Source organism: Streptomyces sp. S186 (assembly GCF_051603415.1).
Taxonomy (GTDB): domain Bacteria; phylum Actinomycetota; class Actinomycetes; order Streptomycetales; family Streptomycetaceae; genus Streptomyces.
In genome coordinates, this window is record NZ_CP193932.1 from 86,003 (window position 1) to 108,058 (window position 22,056).

22 protein-coding genes are annotated in these 22,056 nt (G+C 70.1%); 11 read left to right on the forward strand and 11 right to left on the reverse strand.

What is annotated here, in order from left to right; all coding sequences use genetic code 11:
* Positions 1-256: 256 nt before the first annotated feature.
* Positions 257-1,402, forward strand: a complete 1,146-nt coding sequence (locus tag ACRAS8_RS00375) for a sensor histidine kinase (protein ID WP_438483679.1) — start codon at positions 257-259, stop codon at positions 1,400-1,402.
* Between the two features lie 50 nt (positions 1,403-1,452).
* On the opposite strand, the gene ACRAS8_RS00380 is transcribed toward ACRAS8_RS00375, so the two are convergent.
* Entirely contained in the window at positions 1,453-1,941 is a 489-nt protein-coding gene (locus ACRAS8_RS00380; RefSeq protein WP_438483681.1) for a universal stress protein, read from the reverse strand.
* Positions 1,942-2,171: 230 nt separating this feature from the next.
* Here ACRAS8_RS00380 and ACRAS8_RS00385 point away from each other — a divergent pair, with 230 nt between their 5' ends.
* The 3 genes from ACRAS8_RS00385 (at position 2,172) to ACRAS8_RS00395 (ending at position 4,799) form a co-directional block, all read left to right on the forward strand.
* Positions 2,172-2,822 carry a response regulator gene (locus tag ACRAS8_RS00385; RefSeq protein WP_438483683.1) on the forward strand — a complete coding sequence of 217 codons (651 nt, stop codon included), beginning with the start codon at positions 2,172-2,174 and terminating at the stop codon, positions 2,820-2,822.
* Between the two features lie 198 nt (positions 2,823-3,020).
* Positions 3,021-4,028: an FUSC family protein gene (locus ACRAS8_RS00390; RefSeq protein WP_438483685.1), complete on the forward strand. Its 1,008-nt coding sequence runs from the start codon at positions 3,021-3,023 to the stop codon at positions 4,026-4,028.
* A gap of 240 nt (positions 4,029-4,268) precedes the next feature.
* Positions 4,269-4,799 carry an IclR family transcriptional regulator gene (locus ACRAS8_RS00395; protein ID WP_438483687.1) on the forward strand — a complete coding sequence of 177 codons (531 nt, stop codon included), beginning with the start codon at positions 4,269-4,271 and terminating at the stop codon, positions 4,797-4,799.
* Between the two features lie 14 nt (positions 4,800-4,813).
* Here the strand turns inward: ACRAS8_RS00395 and ACRAS8_RS00400 are convergent, their stop codons facing one another.
* Entirely contained in the window at positions 4,814-5,290 is a 477-nt protein-coding gene (locus tag ACRAS8_RS00400) for a DUF6194 family protein (RefSeq protein ID WP_438490300.1), read from the reverse strand.
* A 58-nt stretch (positions 5,291-5,348) separates the two neighbouring features.
* Here ACRAS8_RS00400 and ACRAS8_RS00405 point away from each other — a divergent pair, with 58 nt between their 5' ends.
* Positions 5,349-6,125 (forward strand): MerR family transcriptional regulator, encoded by a 777-nt coding sequence (locus ACRAS8_RS00405; protein WP_438490301.1) that lies wholly within the window; start codon positions 5,349-5,351, stop codon positions 6,123-6,125.
* A 59-nt stretch (positions 6,126-6,184) separates the two neighbouring features.
* Here ACRAS8_RS00405 and ACRAS8_RS00410 read toward each other — a convergent pair whose 3' ends face one another.
* The 4 genes from ACRAS8_RS00410 to ACRAS8_RS00425 form a co-directional block, all read right to left on the reverse strand.
* Positions 6,185-7,036, reverse strand: a complete 852-nt coding sequence (locus ACRAS8_RS00410) for an alpha/beta fold hydrolase (protein ID WP_438483689.1) — start codon at positions 7,034-7,036, stop codon at positions 6,185-6,187.
* A complete protein-coding gene (locus ACRAS8_RS00415; protein WP_438483691.1) occupies positions 7,033-7,626 on the reverse strand; it encodes a TetR/AcrR family transcriptional regulator in 594 nt (197 codons plus the stop codon). The genes ACRAS8_RS00410 and ACRAS8_RS00415 overlap by 4 nt, the downstream gene beginning before the upstream one ends.
* Before the next feature lie 71 nt (positions 7,627-7,697).
* A complete protein-coding gene (locus ACRAS8_RS00420; RefSeq protein WP_438483693.1) occupies positions 7,698-8,663 on the reverse strand; it encodes a GNAT family N-acetyltransferase in 966 nt (321 codons plus the stop codon).
* 105 nt (positions 8,664-8,768) lie between these two features.
* The gene (locus ACRAS8_RS00425; RefSeq protein ID WP_438483695.1) at positions 8,769-8,915 is read right to left on the reverse strand and encodes a hypothetical protein; all 147 of its coding nucleotides are present in this window, start codon (positions 8,913-8,915) and stop codon (positions 8,769-8,771) included.
* Positions 8,916-9,074: 159 nt separating this feature from the next.
* Between ACRAS8_RS00425 and ACRAS8_RS00430 the strand changes: the two genes are divergently transcribed.
* The 6 genes from ACRAS8_RS00430 (at position 9,075) to ACRAS8_RS00455 (ending at position 16,769) form a co-directional block, all read left to right on the forward strand.
* Positions 9,075-10,130, forward strand: a complete 1,056-nt coding sequence (locus ACRAS8_RS00430) for an FAD-dependent monooxygenase (RefSeq protein ID WP_438483697.1) — start codon at positions 9,075-9,077, stop codon at positions 10,128-10,130.
* A gap of 85 nt (positions 10,131-10,215) precedes the next feature.
* Complete coding sequence (locus tag ACRAS8_RS00435) at positions 10,216-11,469, forward strand: glycosyltransferase (RefSeq protein ID WP_438483699.1); 1,254 nt, start codon at positions 10,216-10,218, stop codon at positions 11,467-11,469.
* Positions 11,470-12,314: 845 nt separating this feature from the next.
* A complete protein-coding gene (locus ACRAS8_RS00440) occupies positions 12,315-12,617 on the forward strand; it encodes a hypothetical protein (RefSeq protein ID WP_438483701.1) in 303 nt (100 codons plus the stop codon).
* A 19-nt stretch (positions 12,618-12,636) separates the two neighbouring features.
* Positions 12,637-13,260 (forward strand): DUF488 domain-containing protein, encoded by a 624-nt coding sequence (locus tag ACRAS8_RS00445; RefSeq protein WP_438483703.1) that lies wholly within the window; start codon positions 12,637-12,639, stop codon positions 13,258-13,260.
* Positions 13,261-13,551: 291 nt separating this feature from the next.
* A complete protein-coding gene (locus ACRAS8_RS00450) occupies positions 13,552-15,630 on the forward strand; it encodes a SpoIIE family protein phosphatase (protein ID WP_438483705.1) in 2,079 nt (692 codons plus the stop codon).
* Between the two features lie 305 nt (positions 15,631-15,935).
* Positions 15,936-16,769, forward strand: a complete 834-nt coding sequence (locus ACRAS8_RS00455; RefSeq protein WP_438483706.1) for an SMP-30/gluconolactonase/LRE family protein — start codon at positions 15,936-15,938, stop codon at positions 16,767-16,769.
* Between the two features lie 22 nt (positions 16,770-16,791).
* Here ACRAS8_RS00455 and ACRAS8_RS00460 read toward each other — a convergent pair whose 3' ends face one another.
* The 5 genes from ACRAS8_RS00460 to ACRAS8_RS00480 are packed head-to-tail and all read right to left on the reverse strand — an operon-like array spanning position 16,792 to position 22,054.
* Positions 16,792-17,448 (reverse strand): HD domain-containing protein, encoded by a 657-nt coding sequence (locus tag ACRAS8_RS00460; protein WP_438483708.1) that lies wholly within the window; start codon positions 17,446-17,448, stop codon positions 16,792-16,794.
* A 33-nt stretch (positions 17,449-17,481) separates the two neighbouring features.
* Positions 17,482-18,870 (reverse strand): solute carrier family 23 protein, encoded by a 1,389-nt coding sequence (locus ACRAS8_RS00465; RefSeq protein WP_438483710.1) that lies wholly within the window; start codon positions 18,868-18,870, stop codon positions 17,482-17,484.
* A complete protein-coding gene (locus ACRAS8_RS00470; protein WP_438483712.1) occupies positions 18,857-19,672 on the reverse strand; it encodes a hypothetical protein in 816 nt (271 codons plus the stop codon). Before ACRAS8_RS00470 ends, ACRAS8_RS00465 begins: the two co-directional genes overlap by 14 nt.
* Positions 19,669-21,093, reverse strand: a complete 1,425-nt coding sequence (locus tag ACRAS8_RS00475; RefSeq protein ID WP_438483714.1) for an MFS transporter — start codon at positions 21,091-21,093, stop codon at positions 19,669-19,671. Before ACRAS8_RS00475 ends, ACRAS8_RS00470 begins: the two co-directional genes overlap by 4 nt.
* Positions 21,094-21,121: 28 nt before the next feature.
* Positions 21,122-22,054 (reverse strand): nucleoside hydrolase, encoded by a 933-nt coding sequence (locus ACRAS8_RS00480; RefSeq protein ID WP_438483715.1) that lies wholly within the window; start codon positions 22,052-22,054, stop codon positions 21,122-21,124.
* Positions 22,055-22,056 lie beyond the last annotated feature (2 nt).

The window sequence follows — 22,056 nt, forward strand, 5'->3', positions numbered from 1 at the left end:
CCTGCGCGCTGGAGGGCGGGCCCCGGCGGATGCCGGTGGGCAAGCGAAGCCCGGAGGGCAGCGGACGCCGGCCCGCGTCGTACGGCAGGGGCATCCGAGAGAATCGGCAGGCGTCCATAGAACCGACGGCCCGTCATCGCCATTTCCAGGGGCTGCTGTTCGCTACTGTCGCTGCATGCACCGTCGCAGAAGCGACCGCCCGCATGGTCGCCTGGTTCCGCTGCCGCCACCGTGGTCCCGGGGTACGGCCGGTGACATGGCGGCGGAAGCCTCCCGGCACGTTGCCTGGGTCCGTCTGCTCATGCTGGTGCCGCTCGTGCCTGCCGGGCTGCAGGCAGGCCGTTCCATCGCGGCGCTCCCCTTCGGCCTGCTGGCGGTGGGCTATGGACTGTGGGCCGGGGTCCGTCTGCTGTGGGTGTACCGGCGGCCGGTCACCGATATACGCGGGGCGGCGGCCGCGCTGGTTGTCGACCTCACGCTGATCACTGCCTTGGCAGCGGTGTCCGGAGGCCGGAACTCGGCTGTGCGCTACGCCTACTTCATGTGGCCGATGGCGACGGTCCTGTGGCAGCTTCCGCTGGTGACAGCGGTGTACGGCCTCATCTGTGTGGTGGGGTACACCGTGATGTCGGTCCCGGGACTGCCGTCGCGGTACGCCGACTGGACCTGCACGATGGTGTCGGACGAGACGTACCTGCTGTGGACGGTGCTGGCATCCATCGTCATCGCCAGGCTGTTGCGGCGCCGCACCAACCGGATCCATGAACTGCTCCGCACCCGTGAAATGCTGCTGGAGGACGCACTGCAGGCAGAAAGCCGCGAGCGGGGCGACCTTGCGGATGCGCTGCACGACGGGCCGGTACAGACCCTGACGGTCGCGGTACAGGATCTGGACGAGGTGGCCGAACGGGCCGATGGTCACCTGCTCGCGCCGGTGCGGTCACAGCTGCGCGGGACCATCGGGGAGATCCGGGGCATCATCGTCGACCTCCACCCGCAGGTCCTGTCCACGAAGGGCCTGGGGCCGGCGCTGAAAGCCATGGGCCGGCGATGCGCCCAGCGCGGTGGTTTCCACGTCGCATATGACATCCAGGCATCCGAGCCCGTCGCCCACCGGGAACTCCTCTATTCCGTGGCACGGGAGCTGCTGACCAACGTCGTCAAACACGCACGGGCCACCGAGGTCTCCGTGCGCCTGCGTACCACGCAAGGTGGTGAGACGGTGCTCTCCGTGCACGACAACGGGGCGGGGTTCGACCCGGCACTGGCCCAACAGCGGCTGCGTGAAGGGCATATCGGCCTGGCGAGTCACTGTGCGCGGGTGGAGAGCGCGGGCGGGCGGTGGCAGGTGGAGAGTTCGCCGGGTGGCCCGACCACGATCGAGGTGCGCCTTCCCGCCTGAGCGGACGGGCGCCGGGCCGGCGTGCTGCCGGCTCCCGTGCGGGCGGGCGTTCACGGGGCGGGTTGGGTTGCCGCAGGCTCGGATTCCCCGTCGGGTACAACCAGCACCGGTCCCGCCGCGTGCCGCAGGCAGTACCGTCCCACCGAGCCGCTGACCAGGCGGCTGAGCGCGCCCCGTGAGCCACCGCCGATGACCAGCAGGTCGCCTTCCCGGTCGGCGGCCCGCACCAGCAGCGGGCCCGGCAGACCGCGGGCGACGACGGGGTCACAGGACGCACAGTCGTGCTGATCGTCGAGGACGCTGTCGCAGATGCAGGTCAGACGGTGCCTGGCATCGCTGGCGAGTTCGCGTTCCATGTCGGCGTCCGGGGGCCAGAGCATGTCGATGTAGTCGCCCTGCGGTGAGGAGTAGATCATCACCGGGCACAGTTGTGCCTGGTGGCGGCGTGCCTCGTCGGCGGCCCGCCGCAGGGCGCGGGAGCTTCCGGCCGAGCCGTTCACGCCGACCACCACGCGGCGCACCGAAGTCATCGTGTTCATCGTCGGCGCTCCTTCCTCGTTCTTTGCGGGTTCCTTGGGGGTCCCTAGCGGGTCCTTTGCTCGCCGCACTCCACGATAGGAACGGCTCGGCCCCGCGCGGATCGGCCGACTGGACCATCCGACGGTCGACGGCCCCTCCCCCGTCCAGCCTTTGTGATCACCATGGCCGACGGTTACGTTGTGCTTCGAGGGCTTGTTTCCGGTTTCCGCACCTGACGGGAGTGGACGCCATGGAGACCGATTCCGGTACGCCGGTCACCGTGGTGATCGCCGACGACCATCCCGTCTACCTCCAGGGACTCGCCCGGGGATTCCAACTCAGCGGACAGGTCGACGTGGTGGCCGAGTGCGCGGACGGCGAGTCGGCTCTCCAGGCCGTCCGAGACCTGCGTCCTCAGGTTGCCGTGCTGGACTACCGGCTGCCGCGGATGGACGGCATCGCGGTCACCCATGCCATGACCCGGGACGGGCTGCCGTCCCGGGCGCTGCTGCTGACCGCCACCACGGACAGCGCGGTCGTGTACCGGGCGCTGGAGGAGGGTGCGTACGGCTATCTCGCCAAGGACGCGCCGCGCTCGCGGATCGTGGATGCCGTGGTGAAGATCGCCCGGGGTGGTCATGTGATCTCGGAGGACGTGTCCGGGGGCCTGGCCGAGGAGATCAGGATGCGCGCCGACCGCAACGCGCCGGTTCTCTCCGAGCGTGAACGGCAGGTGTTGCGCGGTTTCGCCGAGGGCAAGAGCATCCCGCAGTTGGCCGCGGAACTGTACCTGGGGGCGAGCACCGTCAAGACCCACACCCAGCGGCTGTACGAGAAGCTGGGCGTCTCCGACCGGGCAGCCGCCGTGGCCGAGGCGATGCGACGACATCTGCTGGAGTGACCGCTCCTCGCTCGCCACCCGGGCAGCCACCGTGCTGCCGCACGTGCGGGGAACGATGGTGTCACTGTATGTGACCGGGACGTTCGTTGGCGGCGGTGTCGCTCCCGCCCTCGCCACGGACTTTGCCGACCGGGGCGTGGCCACGCCCGGCAAGGCGCCTGCCAGGTGGTGTCGCGACTGTACTCGTACCGTGGTGCCGTGGTGATCCGTTCGAGAGTTCGCGCGGTGTCGGACGTGGTCACCGCGCTGCTGAGACCCGAGGGCCGGCCACGGTATGCCGACGGGATCGCCGCCGGAGTGGCGTTGGCCGGCCCGCTCGCGGTGGGTGCCTGGGCCGGTCATGCGGCCACGGGAGCGTCCGTCGCCGTGCCCGCGGTGCTGGTGGCAATGCCCTTCCCGGCCGGCGCGAGCCGCGCCGAACGGGCTCGCTGCCTGGCGGTCCGTACGATGGGCGTGACCGTGGCCGGGATCTATGTGGCCCTGGCGGGGAGCGCGGTGGCGGCTCTGGCGCCTGGGGTGGCGATGGCGGCCTTCATAGGCGCACTGGTGCCCCGGATGGGGACCACCGCCGCCTTGGCCGTGCTGCTGGTGGGCATCACGGGTGACCGTGGGCATCCCGCGCTGCTGCCGGGACTGCCCCAGCTGGTGGGATGTCTGTGGACGACCGCCCTGCTGTTGCCACTGCTGCCGGAGGCGGACCGGAGCGACGCTCCCGGCCAGGCACACACGGTCGGCTCATCTGCCGTTGCCGTCCGACATGCCGGTCGGCTGGCGCTGCTCAGTGGGGCTGCCACCGTGGCCACCGGCTGGCAGGGCTCGCTGTGGGGCGAGGGCCACTGGCTGGTGACCTCGCTGTTGTTGTCGTTGCAGCCCACTCCCGAGGGCACCCGCAGCAAGTCCGAGAAGCGGGTGCTGGGCAACAGCCTGGGCGGAGTCGTCGCGGCCGTACTGCTGCTGGCTCGTCCGGGCGCGTACGCGGTGACGGCCATCGTCGGCGTCGCCGGCGCGGTGGCCTACGCCTTCCGACCTGCCAACTACGCCTACTGGGCACTGGCCTCGCCCGTGCTGCTCCTGCTGCTGAGCGACTTCGACAAGCCGATGCCCTGGTACGCGGCGGTGGTGCGGGTGGCGCTCAACCTGCTGGGCGGTCTGCTCGCCGTGCTGGCGCATCGCCGGCTGTGGCCCGCCGCGAGCCGCGCCCGATGACTGGCGCGGCTTTCGGTGGGCCGCGACCGGCGTCGGGCCCGGTCAACCCGGTGCGGGCGGTCCGGTGGACCCGCGCCTCCACCGATCAGCGGACCGCCTGGCCGCCGCTCTCCTCCCTTTGGTCCTCCTCTGGACCCACCACACAGCCGACACGCAAACGCTGTCCGTTTTGTACTGTTGACAGGGCAGGCCGGTCAACAAACGGAATCCCCCTTGATCCCAGGTGAGGAGCTTGTTGCCATGGATCGCACCTCCACCGTGCTGCACCGCGCCCTTTCGTCCCTGCGACTGGCGCCCCAGCACATCGACGAACGGACCGCCGCCCCATCACAGGACTTCAACTGCCTGCGGGCCGCAGCCATGATCTGGACCGACGAGCTGGCCGCACTCAGCGGCATGAGCGCGCAGCTCGCGGTGGCTCATCCGCGCGGCGTGCAGCTCATCCACCACGTCTTCCGACCCGACAACAGTCCACAACGACTGGCCACCGGTGACGTACTGCCGCGCGACTCCGCGGCCGCGCGGGTGCTGACCGCACCGCACGACGGGCGCTGCGCGTTCGTACGCCAACCGAACGCGCGCACCGCCGAGTTGGCGACCGTCGTGCCGTGCCCGGAAGCACCGGAGTGCGCCGCCGCACTGAGCGTGACCGGGCCGTCCGACCTCCTTGACCCGGCTGTTCCCGAATCCATCCGCTACCGTCTCCTGCTGCTTCAGACCGCGGCATCAATCCGATCGAGCCTGGTCGCCGGAATACCCACCCGGGCCTGAGCGGTCGGCAGGCGTCAGTCTCCAGTGCCCTTCCCGTATCCCTGCCGCCGCTCGAAGCGGGCCCGGGCGGCGTCATGGGCACCGCGCAGCAACTGCCCGACCATGTCCTTCGTCCTCTCACCGGGACTGACGACACAGACCCAGCCGAGGTCGCCGTATACCGGGTGCGGCAGCACGGTGTCGGTGCTTGCGTGGTCGCGGTGGAGGGTGCGGTGGCGCGGCTGCTCCCCGGTGAGTTCGGCGAACGTCGCGCGGTCGACGTGGATGTTGACCCGCCAGCGGCCTGGAGCGTCCAGGTCGGACGCGTCGTCGCCGGGGTAGTTCTTGGTGACGATCGTCCCGTAGGGCTGGACGTTCCGGGGGACCTTCCCGTCCGGTGCGTAGTAGAAGAACGCGTCTCCCCACACCAGCTCCGGGAAGGCGCCTCCCGGCTCGGGGACAACCACGAGTGCACCGTCGAAGCCTCGCACGGTCGCGATGATCTGTTCCATACTCATGGTTCAAGCATCATCTTCAAGTGCTCATGTGGGGTTGGCGTTGGACGAGCAGATGGGCCGTGCGCAACAGGCATCGCTCCGCACGGTGGATGTCGCCGTGGCGTCGGGGTACTCACTGCAACAGGTTCGCGACCTGGAGCGGCTGGGGGTCATCCCGCCGACCGCCCGGTCGAGCAACGGCTACCGCGCCTACACGCCCCTTCACGTGCAGGCCCTTCGCGCCTATCGAGGACTCGCACGTGCCGTCGGCCCCGTCGCGGCCAGGCAGCTGCTGACGGAGTTGCGGACCGCGACGATCGCGGAGGCGGCCTCGGCGGTCAGTGCGGTCCATGTCCGGCTCGCACGGGAACGCGACGAGGCCCTGCGCGCCCAGCAGGCACTGCGCGCGATACAGGCAGAGGAACACGCGCCCACGTCCCGGTCAGTGAGTGACGCGAGGAGTGCCACGGAGGGTGCCACGGGGCGCGACACAATGACGATCACGGAGCTCGCCGGTGCGCTCGGTGTGCGTCCCTCGACCCTGCGGTTCTGGGAGCAGGAAGGGCTGGTCAGTCCCGAACGAGTGACCTCACTGCGAGCGCGCCGCTATGGACTGTCCGATATCAGAGCGGCCCGTATCGTCGTGGCGCTGCGCAACGCCGGTTACGGTATTCCCGCAGTGCGCGAGATCATCGGCAGCCTGCGCAGTCTCACCGGCCTGGGAGAGACCGAAGGCGTCCTGCAGCAACGCCTGGACCAGATCGCGGCGCGGACCGTGGCACTGCTCGAAGCGGGCACGGACCTGGCGGCCGTCGTCAGGGCCGCCCAACACCCTTCGCCAGATGGGTAGTTGACCCCGGCCGCCACCACACCCTCTCCCCCGTCTCAGTGCAGGTGAGGGGCCCATGTTCAGGCACGGAAGGCCGTGCGAAGGCGCTCGGCGAACTCGACGGGGTGTGTGGTCGTGCCGGTGTGCCCGCCCGGGAAGTGCAGAAGCGGCGCGCCGAGACGCTCGGCCAGGGCAGCGGCCGTGCGGTACGGCAGCTCACCGCGCGAGTCCTGGCCGCCGGCGAACACGAGCCGGCCCGACAGTGTCCGCAGCCGGTCGATGTCCGGGGAGTAGGGCATGAAGCTGGGCACGATGCGACTGACGAAGAACGGCAGGTTGGCCATCGTCTGCTCGGCCCGTGCCGCTGCCTGCGGCGGCAGCTTGAGTTCTGCCTGCGGCTCCGGTTCCGGTTCGGCGGTGTCCGCGTCCCCCTTCTTCAATCCCGCGGCGAACACGGCCATCGCCGGCATGAGCCCCTCGGCGCGGAACGTCTCCTGCACGCGACCGATGAGCGCGCGGTGTTCGGCAGCGTCCGGCAGGACCTCCACCACCGGCGGCTCGTGTGCGACGAGACGCTCGACGCGTTCGGGGTGGGCGGTGAGCAGATGGAGGGCAGTGATCGCGCCCGAGCTGGCGCCGAACACCCGGGCGGGCTCGTCGGGCGACAGCAGTTCCAACATCCGGAACGCATCGTCGGCGTGCACGGCCACGCGCTGCTCGGCGTCGGGGTCGTCCAGCGTGCTGCGGGACATGCCGCGCGGGTCGTACGTAGCGACCGTGTATTCGGCGGCCAGGTCGTCCACGATGCCGTCGAAGGCGGCGGCGCCGCCCGCACCTCCGGGTATCAGGAGCAACAGCGGTCCGTGGCCGCGCACTTGGTAGTGCAGGGTCGCGCCGGACACAGGCAGGCTGCCGATGGTCGGGGTGGTCATGAGGGGTCTCCTTCTCGGGACGGGGGCCAGTGCTCCAGGAGGTTGTGCAGGGCGTCGAGGGCGCGGTCCCAGGACTGCTGCGGCGTACGCTCGTGCGCGAATCCGCCGACGGCCTCCAGGGCGACGAACCCGTGGAAGGTGCTGCGCAGCAGTCGGACCGCGTCGGTCAGGTCGGGTTCGGCCAGTCCGTAGCCGCGCAGCATGCCGTAGGTCAGCTCGATCGCGCGCCGCGGCCCGGGTGCCTGTGCGGCCAGCTCGGGGTCGATCTGGATCGGTGTCTGCGTCGCGGTGTAGCGGCCCGGATGCTCATGGGCGTAGTCCCGCCAGGCATTGGCGAACGCGACCAGCGCGTCCTTGCCTGCCCGTCCGGCGGTTGCCTCGGCGATGCGGATGGTCTTCTCGTCCGCCGCCAGCAGGGCGATCCGTCCGCGCAGGTCCGTCAGATTCCGCACATGCGAGTAGAGACTCGCGTCCTTGACGCCGAGCCGCCGCGCCACCTGCGACATGGTCACCCGGTCGAGGCCGACCTCGTCCGCCAGCTCGGCACCCGCGATCGTCACCCGCTGCGCCGTCAGCCCGGCCCGCGCCATACGTCCTCCCGCAATCTCCTAGGGGCTCTAGTTATATCCTAGGGCCCCTAGGATCGCCAGGCATTTGCTGCTCAGAGGGGACGGGTGAAGGTGACGCGGTCGAGGGAGGGGCCGTCGTAGTTGGGGATCGGGGTGGAGTCGGTGAAGCCCATGGCGTTGTGGAAGGCGATGGAGCGGGCGTTCTGGGGGGACGTGATGGCCTTGACGAGGCTGCGGCCGTTGGCACGGGCCATCTCGAAGAAGCGTTGGTAGAGGTGGCGGCCGAGGCCGGAGCGGCGCCAGGCAGGGGCGACGCCGGCGAAGTGGATGTACGCCTCGTCGGGCTTGGACGGTGAGAGGAAGCCGACGACGAAGCCGGCCAGTTCACCGTCGCGCTCGGCGATCAGGCTGGTCGCGAAGAAGTGGTTGACGAAGACGCGCGTCAGGCCGCGGGAGGCGGGGCGGCCCCACCAGTCGTCGACCACTGCCAGAATGGCGTCGAAGTCCTCGGGCTTCGCGCGGCGGATCGTGAAGGGCCGCAGTGTGTCACCTTGGGTCGGGGCAGCGAGTTGTCTGCGGAAGACGACGCGGTGCTGGCCGGGGCCGTCGTAGTCGCGGTGGACGGGCAGGCCGTCGGACTCGTGGTCGCCGGGGTCCAACTCGAAGCCCATGGCCCGGTGGAAGGCGATGGAGCCGGTGTTCCGCGGTGCCGTGATGGCACGTACCTCGGTGCGGCCGGCCGCTGCGGCACGGTCGAAGAACAGGGTGTAGAGCCTGCGGGCGATGCCCTGTTGGCGCAGTTGCGGGTCGACGCCGACGAAGTGGATGTATGCCTGGCGGTTGTCGTCGGCCGAGTGGAAGCCGACCAGGAACGCGCGGATGCCGGTCTCGTCCTCCAGGACCAGGCTGGTCGCGGCGAAGTGCTGGAGGAACAGCCGCGGCAGAAGAAGTGACAGCTCCCGTGCCTGTTCGGGGGTGCGGGAGTCACCCCACCACTGCTGGACACACTCCACGAGAGTGGGGTAGTCAGCCGCGCGGGCCCGGCGTATGTGGTGCATGCCTCGCCTTTCCGTTGGTTCGGATGCTGCAATGCTTGCTGTCGAGGGTGTCGAAGTTGCCGAAACTATCGTGGATGTTGCACTCGCCCACGAGACAACCTGTACCTATCGGCTCTCGACGGCTGCGGCGAGGCCGTTGAGCAGGCAGTTCAGGCCGAATGCAAAGCGGGCGTCGGCGTCGGGGTCGTCCGCTTCCAGGATGCGCCGGTTGAAGTGGGGGGTACCGCCCGGAGTCCACCACCTGCTGGACATAGGCGCCGACAGACGCCTGCCACTGTTCCTCGGTCATGCCTGTGCTGTGGTGAGCCTCCAGCTCGGCCAGTTCGGTATCGGGATCCCTGCTGCGCCAAGCTCGATCAGCTCGTCCTTGCCGGCGATGTGGCGGTACAACGACGTTGCGCCGGAGCGAAGTTGGGACGCGATACGCCGCATGGGATCGGCACCACGGGCCCGGGCGCCATCGGCGATGTCACCTTGAACATCCTGTTCACCGCCGACCTCGTCGGCCGCTTCGGGGCGGTGCCCGCCATGACACAGATCAACCATCCCGATGTGACAGGCATGCTGCTGGCCGTGGGCGAGCGGCGCTGGGTGTTGCACACCCGTCCGTTCTCCGACGGAAGCCAGTCAGCGGAACGCTGCAGGGAAGCGGTGCACATGGCGGTCGGAGCAGCCGACACACCGGTGGAGATCCTCAGCGTGCTGCCGTGGCGCGGGACCCTGCGGATGGCGGACCGCTTCCGGTCCGGGCGGGCCTTCCTGGTGGGCGACGCCGCACGGGCCGTGACGCCCCTCGGAGCGTTCGGTCTGAACACCGGGATGGCCGACGCGCACAACCTGGCCTGGAAGTTGGCCATGGTACTGGCCGGACAGGCCGGCGACCGCCTGCTCGACAGCTACCACGAAGAGCGTCACGCGGTCGCCGAACTGGTGACGCGTCAGGCGTTGTTGCGCTGGGAGAATCCGCGGCTGCACTGGGACCCGACGGCCGCGGACGAGCGCCGGGCCGCAGGCGCATGGAACGCCCCGATGGTCACCATGGGCTACCGGTACGACTCCTCGGCGGTGTACGACCCGGTCGCGGACATCCCGTCGACGGAGGATGTCGCGGCGAGCCTGGACGGAGCGCCGGGGTCGCACGTGCCGCACCGGTGGCTGAACGGCTCCGACGTCTCCACGGTGCACCTCAACGCCTCCCGCTTCGCGGTGCTGGCCGGACCCGCGGGGGAAGACTGGTGCGAAGCCGCACGGAAGCTCGGCGCCTCGCGCGGCATCGATCTGCGTGCGACATGCCTTGACGCACAAAGTGCCACGGCGATGGGACTTGAGGGCGCCGGCGCGGTCCTCGTACGGCCCGACGGCTTCATTGCCTGGCGCTCCCGAACAGGCGGGAACCCCACCGTTCTGGAAGACGTCCTGACCTCGGTCACAGGAAGCGAAGGGAGCCCTGCCAAGATCAACCTATAGCGCACTGGGGGGCTTGCGGCAAGGCCCGGGGGGTGCCGCAGAATCACCGACCGAAGCCGGAACGCAAGGGCATGGGAGTCGGGAAATGCGTGTGTTGTTGTTGGCGTACGGGTCGCGTGGGGACGTTGAACCCATGGTGGGACTCGCGGTGAGTCTGCGAGCACTCGGCGCGGAGGTACAGATGTGCGCGCCGCCGGACTTCGCGGAGCTGCTGGACGGTTTCGGCCTCCCGTTGGTGCCGCTCGGCCAGTCGGTGCGCGAGATGGCGACCAGGGCGGTGACTGGGACGACGAAGCCGGCGCCGGCGGTTGGTCTGTCCGAGCGCGCGGCCCAGATGGTCGCCGCCACGTACGAACAGATCGCCACGGTGGCCGAGGGATGCGACGCTGTGGTGGCGACCGGCTTGATCCCGGCAGCGGCCGCCGCGCGAGCGGTGGCCGAGAAGCTCGGCATCCCCTATGTGTTCGTGGCGTACTTCCCGACCTACCTGCCGTCGCCGCACCACCCACCGCTCGTGTGGCCGGGCCGGCCGCTCCCGCCGGACGTGACAGACAACCGAGAGCTGTGGAGCCTGAACACGGAAAACATGAATGCCCTGTTCGGCGAGGCGATCAACACCCACCGCGCATCGATCGACCTGCCCCCGGTGGACAACGTCCGGGACCACATCTTCACCGACCGCCCGTGGCTGGCAGCGGACCCGAACCTGGGCCCCTGGCTGCAGCCGGCGGACCTTGACGTGGTGCAGACGGGCGCGTGGATCCGCCTGGACGAACGCCCGCTGCCGGCCGACCTGGAGGCGTTCCTGAACGCCGGCACACCGCCGGTGTACGTGGGTTTCGGCAGCATGCCCATACGCGATGCACGGGATGTCGCCCAAGCGGCCATCCACGCAGTCCGCGCACAGGGCCGCCGCGCACTGGTCTCCCGAGGCTGGGCCGATCTGGCACTGGCCGATGAAGGGGACGACTGCTTCGTCGTCGGTGAGGTCAATCAGCAGGCGCTGTTCGGCCGGGTGGCCGCCGTCGTGCACCACGGCGGCGCAGGCACCACGACGACGGCCGCCCTGGCCGGCGCGCCTCAGGTGGTCGTACCGCAGATGGCCGACCAGCCGTACTGGGCCGCCCGGGTGGCCGAGTTGGGCATCGGCGCGGCGCACGACGGCCCGACCCTGACCTTCGAGTCCCTGTCCGCCGCACTCAAGACGGCGCTTTCGCCGCAGACAAGCGCGCAAGCGAAGCGTGTGGCCGGCACCGTCCGTACCGACGGGGCAACGGTGGCCGCGAAGCTGCTGCGCGACATGGTGGACAACGGAGAACGGGCGCCAGTCTCCCCGTGATCCGCACGCGATCGCCAAGCCAGGCACAGTGTTCTCCCCGCCTGCGGTTCGGGGCCGGAGGCGGGGAGAACACCCTGGAGAAGGATGCGTGCGCTTGTCAGCCTTGCCTGGGACGACACACTCGGCAACTTCGGGCCGTGTCTGTGTGGACTGTTCAGGCGTGGGTGCGCTCGGCGGAGCGGGCGCGGCACTTCCGGTTCAGGGAGACGAGACGCTTCGATCGGTGCGATCGGATCGAGGGGCGGGAAGAAGAACCACCTACTGCCCTGTGCCCACCGTATTCCGGCGGCGCGCGCCGGGCGCAGCGCGGGGGAATTTCTTCCTCGTTGCGCGATCAATGCCGAGAGCGGCCCGGTCAGGTATTGCTCCGGTACTGCAGTCCCCGACTCGCCCTGTTCGGGAGATTCCAGCGCCAGCCGGGGACTGCATAAGTGCCTTTGTGCCGGCGATATACCCCGAGTACACAGTCCAGCAGGCACTCACGACCCATGGGGACGACGACCAAGCCCGGGCCGCAGGCCAACTCTAGGGCCTGCCTTACACCTTGCAGGCAAAGACACGCATATGCCTGCAGCATTGCATCCGCAGCTTCGCCACTCACTCCGCAGCGATCGGAGTGGACGCCGACCCGCAGAAAGCCGTGAGTTCAAATCCCGGGAAGCCCAGCCCGCCATAAATCGGATCGATAATATTAAACGATTCAGCAGGTGCATCGGCGGGCATTTTCCCGACAATCACGGAATCCGGCGAGTCACACCATGGTTAAACGATAGACCCACTAATCTTTCGCAGCGCAGGGAGTCGACCAATCGTCGATCGCATCCGCCTCAATCTACGGAGAAGAAATGCGCAAGCTTCACAAGGCCGCCGTCGTGCTCGCCACCCTCGGCACTCTTGGCGCCTTCGGCGCCGGCACCGCCTACGCGGGCGGACATGGCGAGAGTCAATCCGGCGTCAGCATGGGAAACCAGTGCCGGTCGCACGACTTGAACGTCGATGTCCTCGGTGAAGTCGGGATTGTCAACGGCTTGCTGGGCTCCGCGCTCGGCGGCGAGGGCTCCCCCGGCGCCCAGTCCACCACGATGGGCTCGGACATGGGCTGCAACGACTCCTTCGGAGCCGGCAAGTCCGACCACGACGAGAAGTAAGTCGGCCGAGTCTGCGTCCATGACGCAGTTCGAACCCGAAGCCCGGCCTGGCGATGCCGACGGCACCGCGTCGGCACTCCCCTCTGGGCCCGGCGCCGCCATGCTCCTGTTGACCTTCGGGCATGGCACTGCCGACGCCGCAGAGATGACGCGGTTGTTGCAGGGCGCCGAGGTGCGCCGCTTGGTCGATGTGCGCAGGGCGCCCGGCAGTCGGCACAATCCCGACGCCGGGCGCCACGCCATGGAGCGGTGGCTGCCGCGAGGCGGCATCGCCTACCGCTGGGAGCAGCGGCTCGGCGGCCGGCGGGCGGCACGGCCGGACACGCCCGATACCGCACTGCGCAACCGGGCCTTCGCCGGGTACGCCGCGCACATGCGCTCCGCGGAGTTCCTCACCGCAGTCGACGACCTGCTCGCCGACGCCGCCGCGGAGCGCACCGCGGTGATGTGCGCGGAAACCGTGTGGTGGCGCTGCCACCGGAAAATGATCGCCGACTTCCTGGTGCTCGCCCGCCAGGTCAAGGTGCTGCACCTGATGCACGACGGCACGCTGCGCCCGCACCTGCCCAGTCCGGAGGCACGGCTGTGGCCCGAACGCCGTGTGCTCATCTACGACGCGGGCCAGCAGTTCCTCCCCGGCTGACGCCATGACACCGGCCGGCTGCTGACTCCCCGGCCACGAAGGCCACCCCTCCCGCCGCCACGGCGCCCAAGTCCTCGTCAGCGCGGGGGCCGTGGCGTGCGGCCACTTTGCGTGACGTTTCACTTGCTCGGCGTTATGCCTGTCGCGCGTGGACCGGCATGCAAGGACTGGGCTACCGGCCGGTCCGGGGCGACGATGGAGTCAGCCAAGACCGCGGACGGGGAATGCGGCCGACCGGAGCGGTACGAGGCGAGTGGACAGTTCGTAGCGGACGGCGGAGGCGGGCCTGGGATGAGCACTGCCGGATCCTTGTGGGCGGATGGCGGCGCGTCGGCCTCCGGGCCGTTCGAGCCCAGTGGGCTGCTGGACGTGCTGGGCGTGGCGGCGGTCCTTCTGGACGCCGAGGGGCGCATCGTGCTGTGGAGCCCGCAGGCCGAGGAGCTGTTCGGCTACACCGCGCAGGAGGCGCTGGGCCAGTACGCGGCGCGGCTCATGGTCCACGAGCGGGATTTCGGCACGGTGATCAAGCTGTTCGACCAGGTCATGTCGACCGGTCAGGGGTGGGCCGGGGCCTTTCCGGTCCGGCACAAGGACGGCAGCACGCGGGTGGTGGAATTCCGCAACATGCGCCTCCTGGACGACCGTGGGGATCTCTACGCGCTGGGCATCGCGAGTGACCGGGCGACCGTGCGGAGGGTGGAGCGGGACCGGGCACTGTCGGTGCAGATGGTCTCGCAGTCGCCCTACGGCCTGGCGGTCATGGACACCGATCTGCGGTATGTCGCGGTCAACCCGGCCCTGGAGCGGATCAACGGCATCCCCGCCCAGGCACACCTCGGCCATACGGTCCGCGAGGTCCTGCCGTTCCTGGACGCCGACGTCATCGAGTCCGCGGCGCGCCAGGTCCTGGACACCGGGACCCCGCTGATCGACCAGCCCGCCGTCGGCCGCACTCCGGCGGCTCCGGACGAGGATCACGCCTGGTCGGTCTCCTATCACCGGCTGGAGGATGCCGCCGGAACGGTCCTGGGCGTGGTCATCTCCGTGATGGACGTCACCGAGCGGTACTTCGCGGAGATCGAGGCCGACCGCGCCCGCCGCCGGCTCTCCCTCCTCGTCGACGCCTCCGCCCGCATCGGCACCACCCTGCAGCTGGACCGGACCGCCCGCGAACTGGCCGACGTCGCCGTGCCCGACCTGGCCGACATCGCCGCCGTGGACCTGCTCGACGACGTCCTGCAAGGGGATCGTGCCCAGGTGTCGCCCGCCGGCCCGATCGTCATCCGGGCCCTCGCCGTCAAGATCGACCACCCCACGGAGGAGCTTCGTGCCGCCGATCCGCCCGGACACATCGCCCGGTACGCCGCCGATCGCCTCGTCGCCCAGTGCGTGCACACCGGCCGCCCCGTCCTGGTGCGCCACGTGGAGGAGCAGGACCTGGGCCGTATCGCCCGCAACGACCAGGAGGCCGCGCTCCTTTCTCGGGCGGGGCTGCACTCCTATCTCGCGGTACCACTCACCGCCCGCGGAGAGGTGCTCGGCGCACTGGATCTCAAACGCACCCGTAATCCGCTGCCGTTCACCCCGGACGACGTCGTCCTGGCGCGCGAGCTGGCAGCGCGGGCGGCCGTGCAGATCGACAACGCCCGCTGGTACCAGAACGCACGCAACACCGCGGTCACCCTCCAGCGCAGCCTGCTGCCCGAACACCCGCCGCACGCCGCGGGCTTGGCGGTCGCCTCCCGCTACCAGCCGGCCGGAGCCGCCAGCGAGGTCGGCGGTGACTGGTTCGACGTCATTCCGCTGGACGGCGACAAGACCGCACTCGTGGTCGGCGATGTGATGGGCAGCGGCATAGCCGCCGCCGCGACCATGGGCCGGCTGCGCACCGCGACCAGTACCCTGGCGGAACTGGAGCTGGCCCCCGACCGGTTGCTCGAACAGCTCGACAAGATCACTGCCCGTCTCGTCCACTACATCGCCACGTGTCTGTTCGTCATCTACGATCCGCACCGCCGGCGGTGCCAGATCGCCAACGCCGGGCACCTGCCGCCCGTCCGCGTACGCGCCGGCCGGGATCCGGAGCTGCTTGAGGTGCCGACCGGCGCGCCGTTGGGGGTGGGTGGCGTCACCTTCCGCACCACCACCTTCGACCTCGCCCCCGGGGACCAACTGGTCCTCTACACCGACGGTCTGGTCGAAACCCGGCACCAGCACCTCGACGACCGGCTGAAGAAACTCCTCAGCCTGTTCGACGATCCCCAGCGCTCCATCGAAGACACGTGCGACCATCTCCTACGAGCGCTGCGCCACCCCGACAACCATGACGATGTCGCTCTTCTCATCGCCCGCGCGCAGGACCGGTCCTGAGGCGAGGGCCGGCGACAACGTCGGAAGGGAAACCAGTGACCCACCCCCACGGCTTACCGCACCGGGCTTCGTCCCGGAACGTCTCAGGTCGTCGCCACGGCGCGGCACCGCGGTCACGGGTGGGGAGGGTCCTGCGCCGGATTGCCGGTACAGCAGGTCTGGTCTCCGCCCTGGCACTCGCCACCACGCCGCACCCGGCTGCCGCGTCCCAAGCGCCGGCCGCCGCACCGGGTGTGGTGAAGGCGGCCCGGTCATCCGCCACCGCCGCATCGCCCCGGGCAAGGTGTGCGGGCCGGCAGCCGCGCGTGGAGGTGTTCCACAAGGGTGGTCTCCCGCTGCTCGACTGGCGCGAGAACCTGGAGTTCGATGGGCACGGCACGCTGTGGGTCTCGCACGTCATGCAGCACAGGGTCGAGGGATACGAGCCCAGCGGAAGGCTCCGTACGAGCTTCCCGGTGAACGGCCCCGGCGGAATCCGGCGCGGTCCCGACGGGATGATGTATGTCAACTTCGGCCTGAATCCGTTGACGTCGTGGGCCTCCGGCGGCGGCATCATGCGTTTCGATCCGGCCGCCGCCACGCCCAGGCCCAGGACGGTCGTGAGCGGGCTGTCCGGCATCAACGGGCTGGCCATCGACCACGCCGGCAACTTCTACGTCAGCCGTGAACTGGCCACCGGCATCCTCAAGATCCGCCCGAACGGAACCAAGGACGAGCGGTGGACCCGGGCCGCGGACGTCTTCGGCGCCAACGGCCTGGCGCTCGTCGGCGACCAGCTGTACGCGAGCGTCCTCGTCAGCGCCACATCCCCGGTCGTACGCGTCCCCCTCGACGCCCCGGCACACCACGTCACGGTCGCCGACCTCAGCTCGAACCTTCTCGGGACCAAGCTCCTGGACGACCTCACCTCCTACGACGGCAGGCTTCTCGTGGCGTCTTTCCGCGATGGCGAACTCATCCAGGTGGATCCGGCCACCGGCCGCTCGTGCACTTTCGTCGGCGGCCTGCGCATGCCCACCAGCGTGCGGGTCGCCCGTGGCTTCGGCGAACACTCCGCGCAGCACGCCCTGTTCGTCTCCGAAGCCTCCGGCCGCGTCATGAAGGTGACCGTTCCCCGTTCCGGAGCCACCTCCCGGTGACCGGGGCCCGGCCCGGCTCTCGTCAGGTGGTGGGGTCGGCGCGCGGGACCCAGCCGTTGTCGGCTCCAGTGCGGATCAGTGCCTGTGCGTAGTGCCAGAGGTCCGCGGAGGCGTCCTTGATCACGGACTTGCGGGTGAGGACGTCCTGCTCCGTCACTCCGGGCGTGCGCCAAGTGCCGCCGCGATTGCCGTAATTGAGGAGCAGGGGCTGGAGGCGGTCCATGGCCTTGGCGAAGCGGGCTTCGGGTGTGCGGCGTTCTTCGAACTCGTCCCAGAGGGAGCGGAAGTGGGTCTGTTGGTCGGGGGGCAGGAGGGCGAAGAGCTTGTCCGCCGCGGCTCGTTCGCGTTCGGCCTGGTCGGCGGCGGCCGCGGTGTCGTACAGGAAGGTGTCTCCGGCGTAGATCTCCACCAGGTCGTGGAGGACGACGAGGGCGAGGACCTTGCCGGTGTCGATGGACTCGTCCGCGTATTCGGCGAGTACGAGGGTCATCAGGGCGAGGTGCCAGGAGTGCTCGGCGTCGTTCTCCTTGCGGTTGGCGGCGAGGAGGGGGCTCTGGCGGAAGACGTCCTTGAGCCGGTCCACTTCGATGATGAACTCGATCTGACGGCGCAGGCGTTCGGGGGTGCCGTCGGGCTGGGTGACGGACGCGGCGAGCCGGGCGGTGTCGTCGTTGGGCACGGGGAGCTCCTTGGCGGGTCGGGCGTGCACTGTTCAGTGGTTGAGGTACTGGAGGAGGACGCTTGCGGTGAGGACCGTTGTCGTCACCCAGAGGGCGGGGTGGGGTGGGCGGCGGCTGAGGACGCTCGCGGCCGTGGTCACGAGGAAGGCGGCGGCCATGGCCTGGTCGATCGCGAGGGTGGCGAGGGTGACACCGACGGCGGTCGCCGTGACGGCCGGGCCCAGGCGGTCCGCGCGGCCCGATCGGACTGGCCGGTCCGCTCGGTCCGGGTGGGGTGCGGTGAGCATTCTGACCGCGACGAAGACCAGCGCGCCGGTGGTGGCCTCGACGGGGAGGTGGGCGAGCAGCGGGCTGAGGAACAGGCAGGAAAGCAGGAGCAGTCCGGTGACGAGGGCCGCGATCCCGGTGCGGGCGCCGGCGCGGATACCGACCGCGCTCTCCACGAAGGCGACGAAGCTGGTAGATCCGGCTGCGGATCCGGCGACGGTGGCGCCGGCGTCGACGAGCAGTGCCTGGCGCATACCGGGCACCTTTCCGCTGCCGTCCTGCAAGGGGGTGTGCGCGGACAGGCCGACGACTTTCGCGATGCTGCCGAAGAAGTCGAGGGCGAACAGCACCAGGACCACGCTCCAGGCCCTGGGGTCGGCGATCACGGTGAGGTCGAAGCGGAGCAGTGCGGCCCCGCTGCCGTGGATGCTCTCGTGGAGTGCCTGGGCGCGGATGCCGGCGAAGGCGCAGTAGACGGCGGCGGCTGTGATGCCGCCGAGGACGGCTGCGGCGCGTGCGCCCAGGGCGTCCAGGACCAGGGCGGTGGCGAGGCCGAGGTAGAGGGCGATGGCCGGTGGCGCCGTCCAGTCGCCCAGTCCGGAGAGTCGGCCGTGGGAGGTGGTGACGAGGTGGGAGATCTGCAGGCCGATGAGGCCGATGAAGGTGCCGACCGCGGCGGCGAGTGCCGAACGCATCGGTGGCGGAATGGCGTTGATCACGGCTTCGCGCAGCCGTAGCAGGGATACCGCGAGCATGGCGATGCCGGACCAGAACACCATGCCCAGTGCCTGGGGCCAGGTGTAGGCGAGGGTGCCGACCACGGAGAAGGCGATCATCGCGTTCATCTCCATGCCGGGTGCCACCGCGAAGGGGAGCCTGGCCCACAGGCCCATGGTCGTGGTGGCGAGGCCGCCGACGGCCGCCGTGGCGAAGAAGGCGGCGGCGTGCGGAATGCCTGCCTGACCGAGGACGGCCGGGTTGACGACGACGATGTAGGAGAGTGCCAGGAAGGTCGATATGCCGGCGACGATCTCGCGGCGCCAGGTCGAGCCCCGCGCGCTCAGGGAGAAGTACCGGTCGACGGCTCCGGCAGCGAACTCGGGGGCGAGCGGGGGCAGTTCGGGGCGCAGTCCTGGCTGTTCAGGCGTGGTCACGTCGCGGTCCGCGGGGCGGGAAGGCGGGGGTGAGGGGGCTGATGGTGTCTCCGACGTCGCCGAGCAGCACCTGGTCGGGGTCGTCGGGCTGGACGGCGTAGAACTTTCCGTTCAGTGTCCCCGAGACGTGGCCGACGTGGAGGGTGAGGGTGACCTCCAGTTGTTCGGCGTACCTGGCCAGAGCGAGTGCGCCCTGTCGGGTGGCGTGGCAGGTGAAGATCTCGGCGTGGGCTCCGGGTGCGAGGGTCAGCTGGAGCATCGCCATGAGGGTGACGCCGCTGGCCACCACGCCGTCGACGATGACCAGTCGGTCCGTCGGCGAGGGCAGCCAGGCATCGACGCCGACGAGCAGCCCGCCGTCCACCGGCATGCGTTTGGCGTGCGGTGTCCAGCCCCGCCTGTGGGGAAGGACGCCGAGGCGCTCGGCAAGTATGCGGCCCTCGCGTTCGGGTGCGAGGACGGTCGTTCCGGGGGCGGATGCGCTGTGCTGTGCCTGGACGGGAAGCATTCCGTAGATGTCGAGCAGCGCCCGGAGATAGCGGCTGCGGTCGGCGTCGCGCTGTTGCGGGAGGTTGGCGACCGCGGTGACGGCGGCCATCCGCTCGATCACTCCGGGACGGCCGGTGGAGGCGATGCGTACGGTGTCCGGCAGCGTGCCCGGGACGTGCAGCGACTCCAGCAGGTGGGGGTCGAAGTGGACCAGGTGGCTGAAGCAGGTGTCGTGGTGTTTCTCGAAGTCGTCCACCATGCGCCGGGCCTGCGGGCGGAGCTCTGTTCGGTCGAGTAGGCGGGCAGCGGTCATCGGCGGCCTCCGGTCCTGGGCTCTGGAGTCTGGTCTGATCGGGAGATCGGGGCGGGGGCCCGCCCGGTGCGGATGAGGAGGGACAGCGCCGACAGCGCGGCCGCCGTGGCGATGACCGCGGTGACGCAGAACGTCAGGACGAAGTCCGGGGCCGTCGGGTGCTCCCCGTGGAGCAGGACCAGCAGTGCCAGGCCGAGGGAGCCGCCGATGTACTGCGCCGTGGTCACCAGGGCGCTCCCGGTCGCGTTGCTCGCCTGCGGGAGGTCGCGGGTCCCGGTGATGAACAGGCCGGTGAACGCCATGCCCTGGCCGAAGCCGCTGAGCAGCAGGCCAGGCAGTATGCCGGGCAGGTATCCGGCGTCGAATCCGACGGCCGGGGCGAGTGCCAGCAGGCCGGCCGCGCCGGTGAGGAAGGCCGTGGACAGCAGCCGCCGCAGCGGGATCCGGCCGGCGAGCCGGCCGGCCACCGTGTTCCCGACGGTGATGGCGCCGGCCAGGGGGAGGAAGGCCAGACCGGCGGCGAGCGCGGGGTAGGCGCGGACTTCCTGGAGGTAGAGGGTGACGAGGTAGAACTCGGCGCCGAAGCTGGCCATGTACAACGCGGCGACCAGGCAGGCGACTTGGAGGGTCCGTACGCGCAGCAGGGGCCGGGGGACGAGCGGCCGGCGCCTGGTCTGGCTGAGGGCGAGGAGGCCGCCGGCCAGGACCGCGACGGCCAGCGCGGTGGCGACGACGGGGAGGGCGGGGTGGATGCGGGAGAGTTCGGTGCAGGCGAGGACGAGGGCGACGACCGTGGCGCAGGCGGAGAGGGTGGCGGCGGTGGCGACGGGGGTGCGTGCTCCGGCCGCGCGGGAACGGAGTGCGTTCCCTGCGGTGAGCAGGCAGATCGCCACGATGGGGAGGTTGAGCCAGAAGATCCACTGCCAGGAGGCGACCGCGAGGAGGGCGCCGCCGGCCGTGACGCCGAGGGCGAGGCCGACGGCGCCCGTGGTGCCCCAGACGCTCACCGCCCGGTCGCGCCGCGGCCCTGCCGGGTAGGCGGAGCTGAGCAGCCCCAGTGTCGCGGGTACCAGCAGGGCCGCGGCCACGCCCTGGCCGACGCGTGCCGCGATCAGCACCGCGGCGGAGGTCGAGAGTGCGGCACCGGTCGAGGAGACGGCGAAGAGCAGTTGGGCGGTGAGGTAGATCCGGCCGGCGCCGAAGACGTCCGCCAACTGCCCGCCGAGCAGCAGGAATCCGGCGAAGAAGATGGCGTAGGCGCTCACGATCCACTGGAGGGCGACGGCGGAGAAGTGGAGGCCCGTCCCGATGCCGGGCAGCGCGACGTAGATGATGGAGAAGTCGAGCGCCACCAGGAGTTGTGCCCCGGCCAGTGCCGTCAGTAAGCGGGCACCGGGCGTCGGAGCGGGGGAAACAGGCACGGTCGGTCAGCCTCCGTAGGTCGGCGGGTCAGCCCAGGGCGGTGAGCGCCGTCATGAACACGTCCCAGAACCGTTCGGTGTCCAGGCGCGTCGCCACCCGGGCGTTGGGGGTCCTTCCGGTGACACCGTAGAGGTCGATCACGGTGGCGCCGCGGGTGAACTCACCGTGGAGTTCGATGGAGACGGGGGCTTCGACGCATTCCACGAGGGTCGGGTCGAGGACGCGGGCGACGGCGACGGGGTCGTGCAGGGGCGCGTCGGGCAGGTCCCAGATCTGGTCGTAGGTGCTGGAACGGAACCCGAGGAGGGCCGCGGACGCCTTGCTGATGTGGGTGCCCACGTCAGTGATCCGCTGAAGCACGTCGCGGGTGACGGGTGCCTGGTGTGTGACGTTGAGGCCGCAGTACGTCAGGGGGACGCCGCTGGCGAGCACTTCGTGGGCGGCCTCGGGGTCGACGAGGATGTTGTACTCCGCGTAGGGCTGGGTGTTGCCGCGGTGGGTGGCGCCTCCCATGCACACGATTTCCCTGATCTTTTCCTTGTCCTGCGGGTGGCGGGCGAGGAGTCCGGCGATGTTGGTCTGGGGTCCGGTGACGACGAGGGTGAGGGGTTCGGGGCTGTCGGAGAGCAGGTGGTGGATCAGGTCCACGGCGTGTGCGGAGCGCAGCGGCACCTCCGGTTCGGGGAAGTCCCAGCCGTCCAGGCCGGTTTCGCCGTGGACGTCGTCGCCGATCAGCAGCTTGCCGGTGAGCGGCTTGGGGTATCCGGCGGCGACCGGCACGTCGAATGCCTTGGCCAGGGAGCACATGCGTCGTGCGTTCAGGGCCGTCTTCTCGACGGTCTGGTTGCCGGCGCTGGTGGTGACGGCCTTCAGCTCGACGCGGGGGTCGCCGACGGCGAGCAGGATGGCCATCGCGTCGTCGTGGCCGGGGTCGCAGTCCAGGATGATGGGGGTGGGCATGG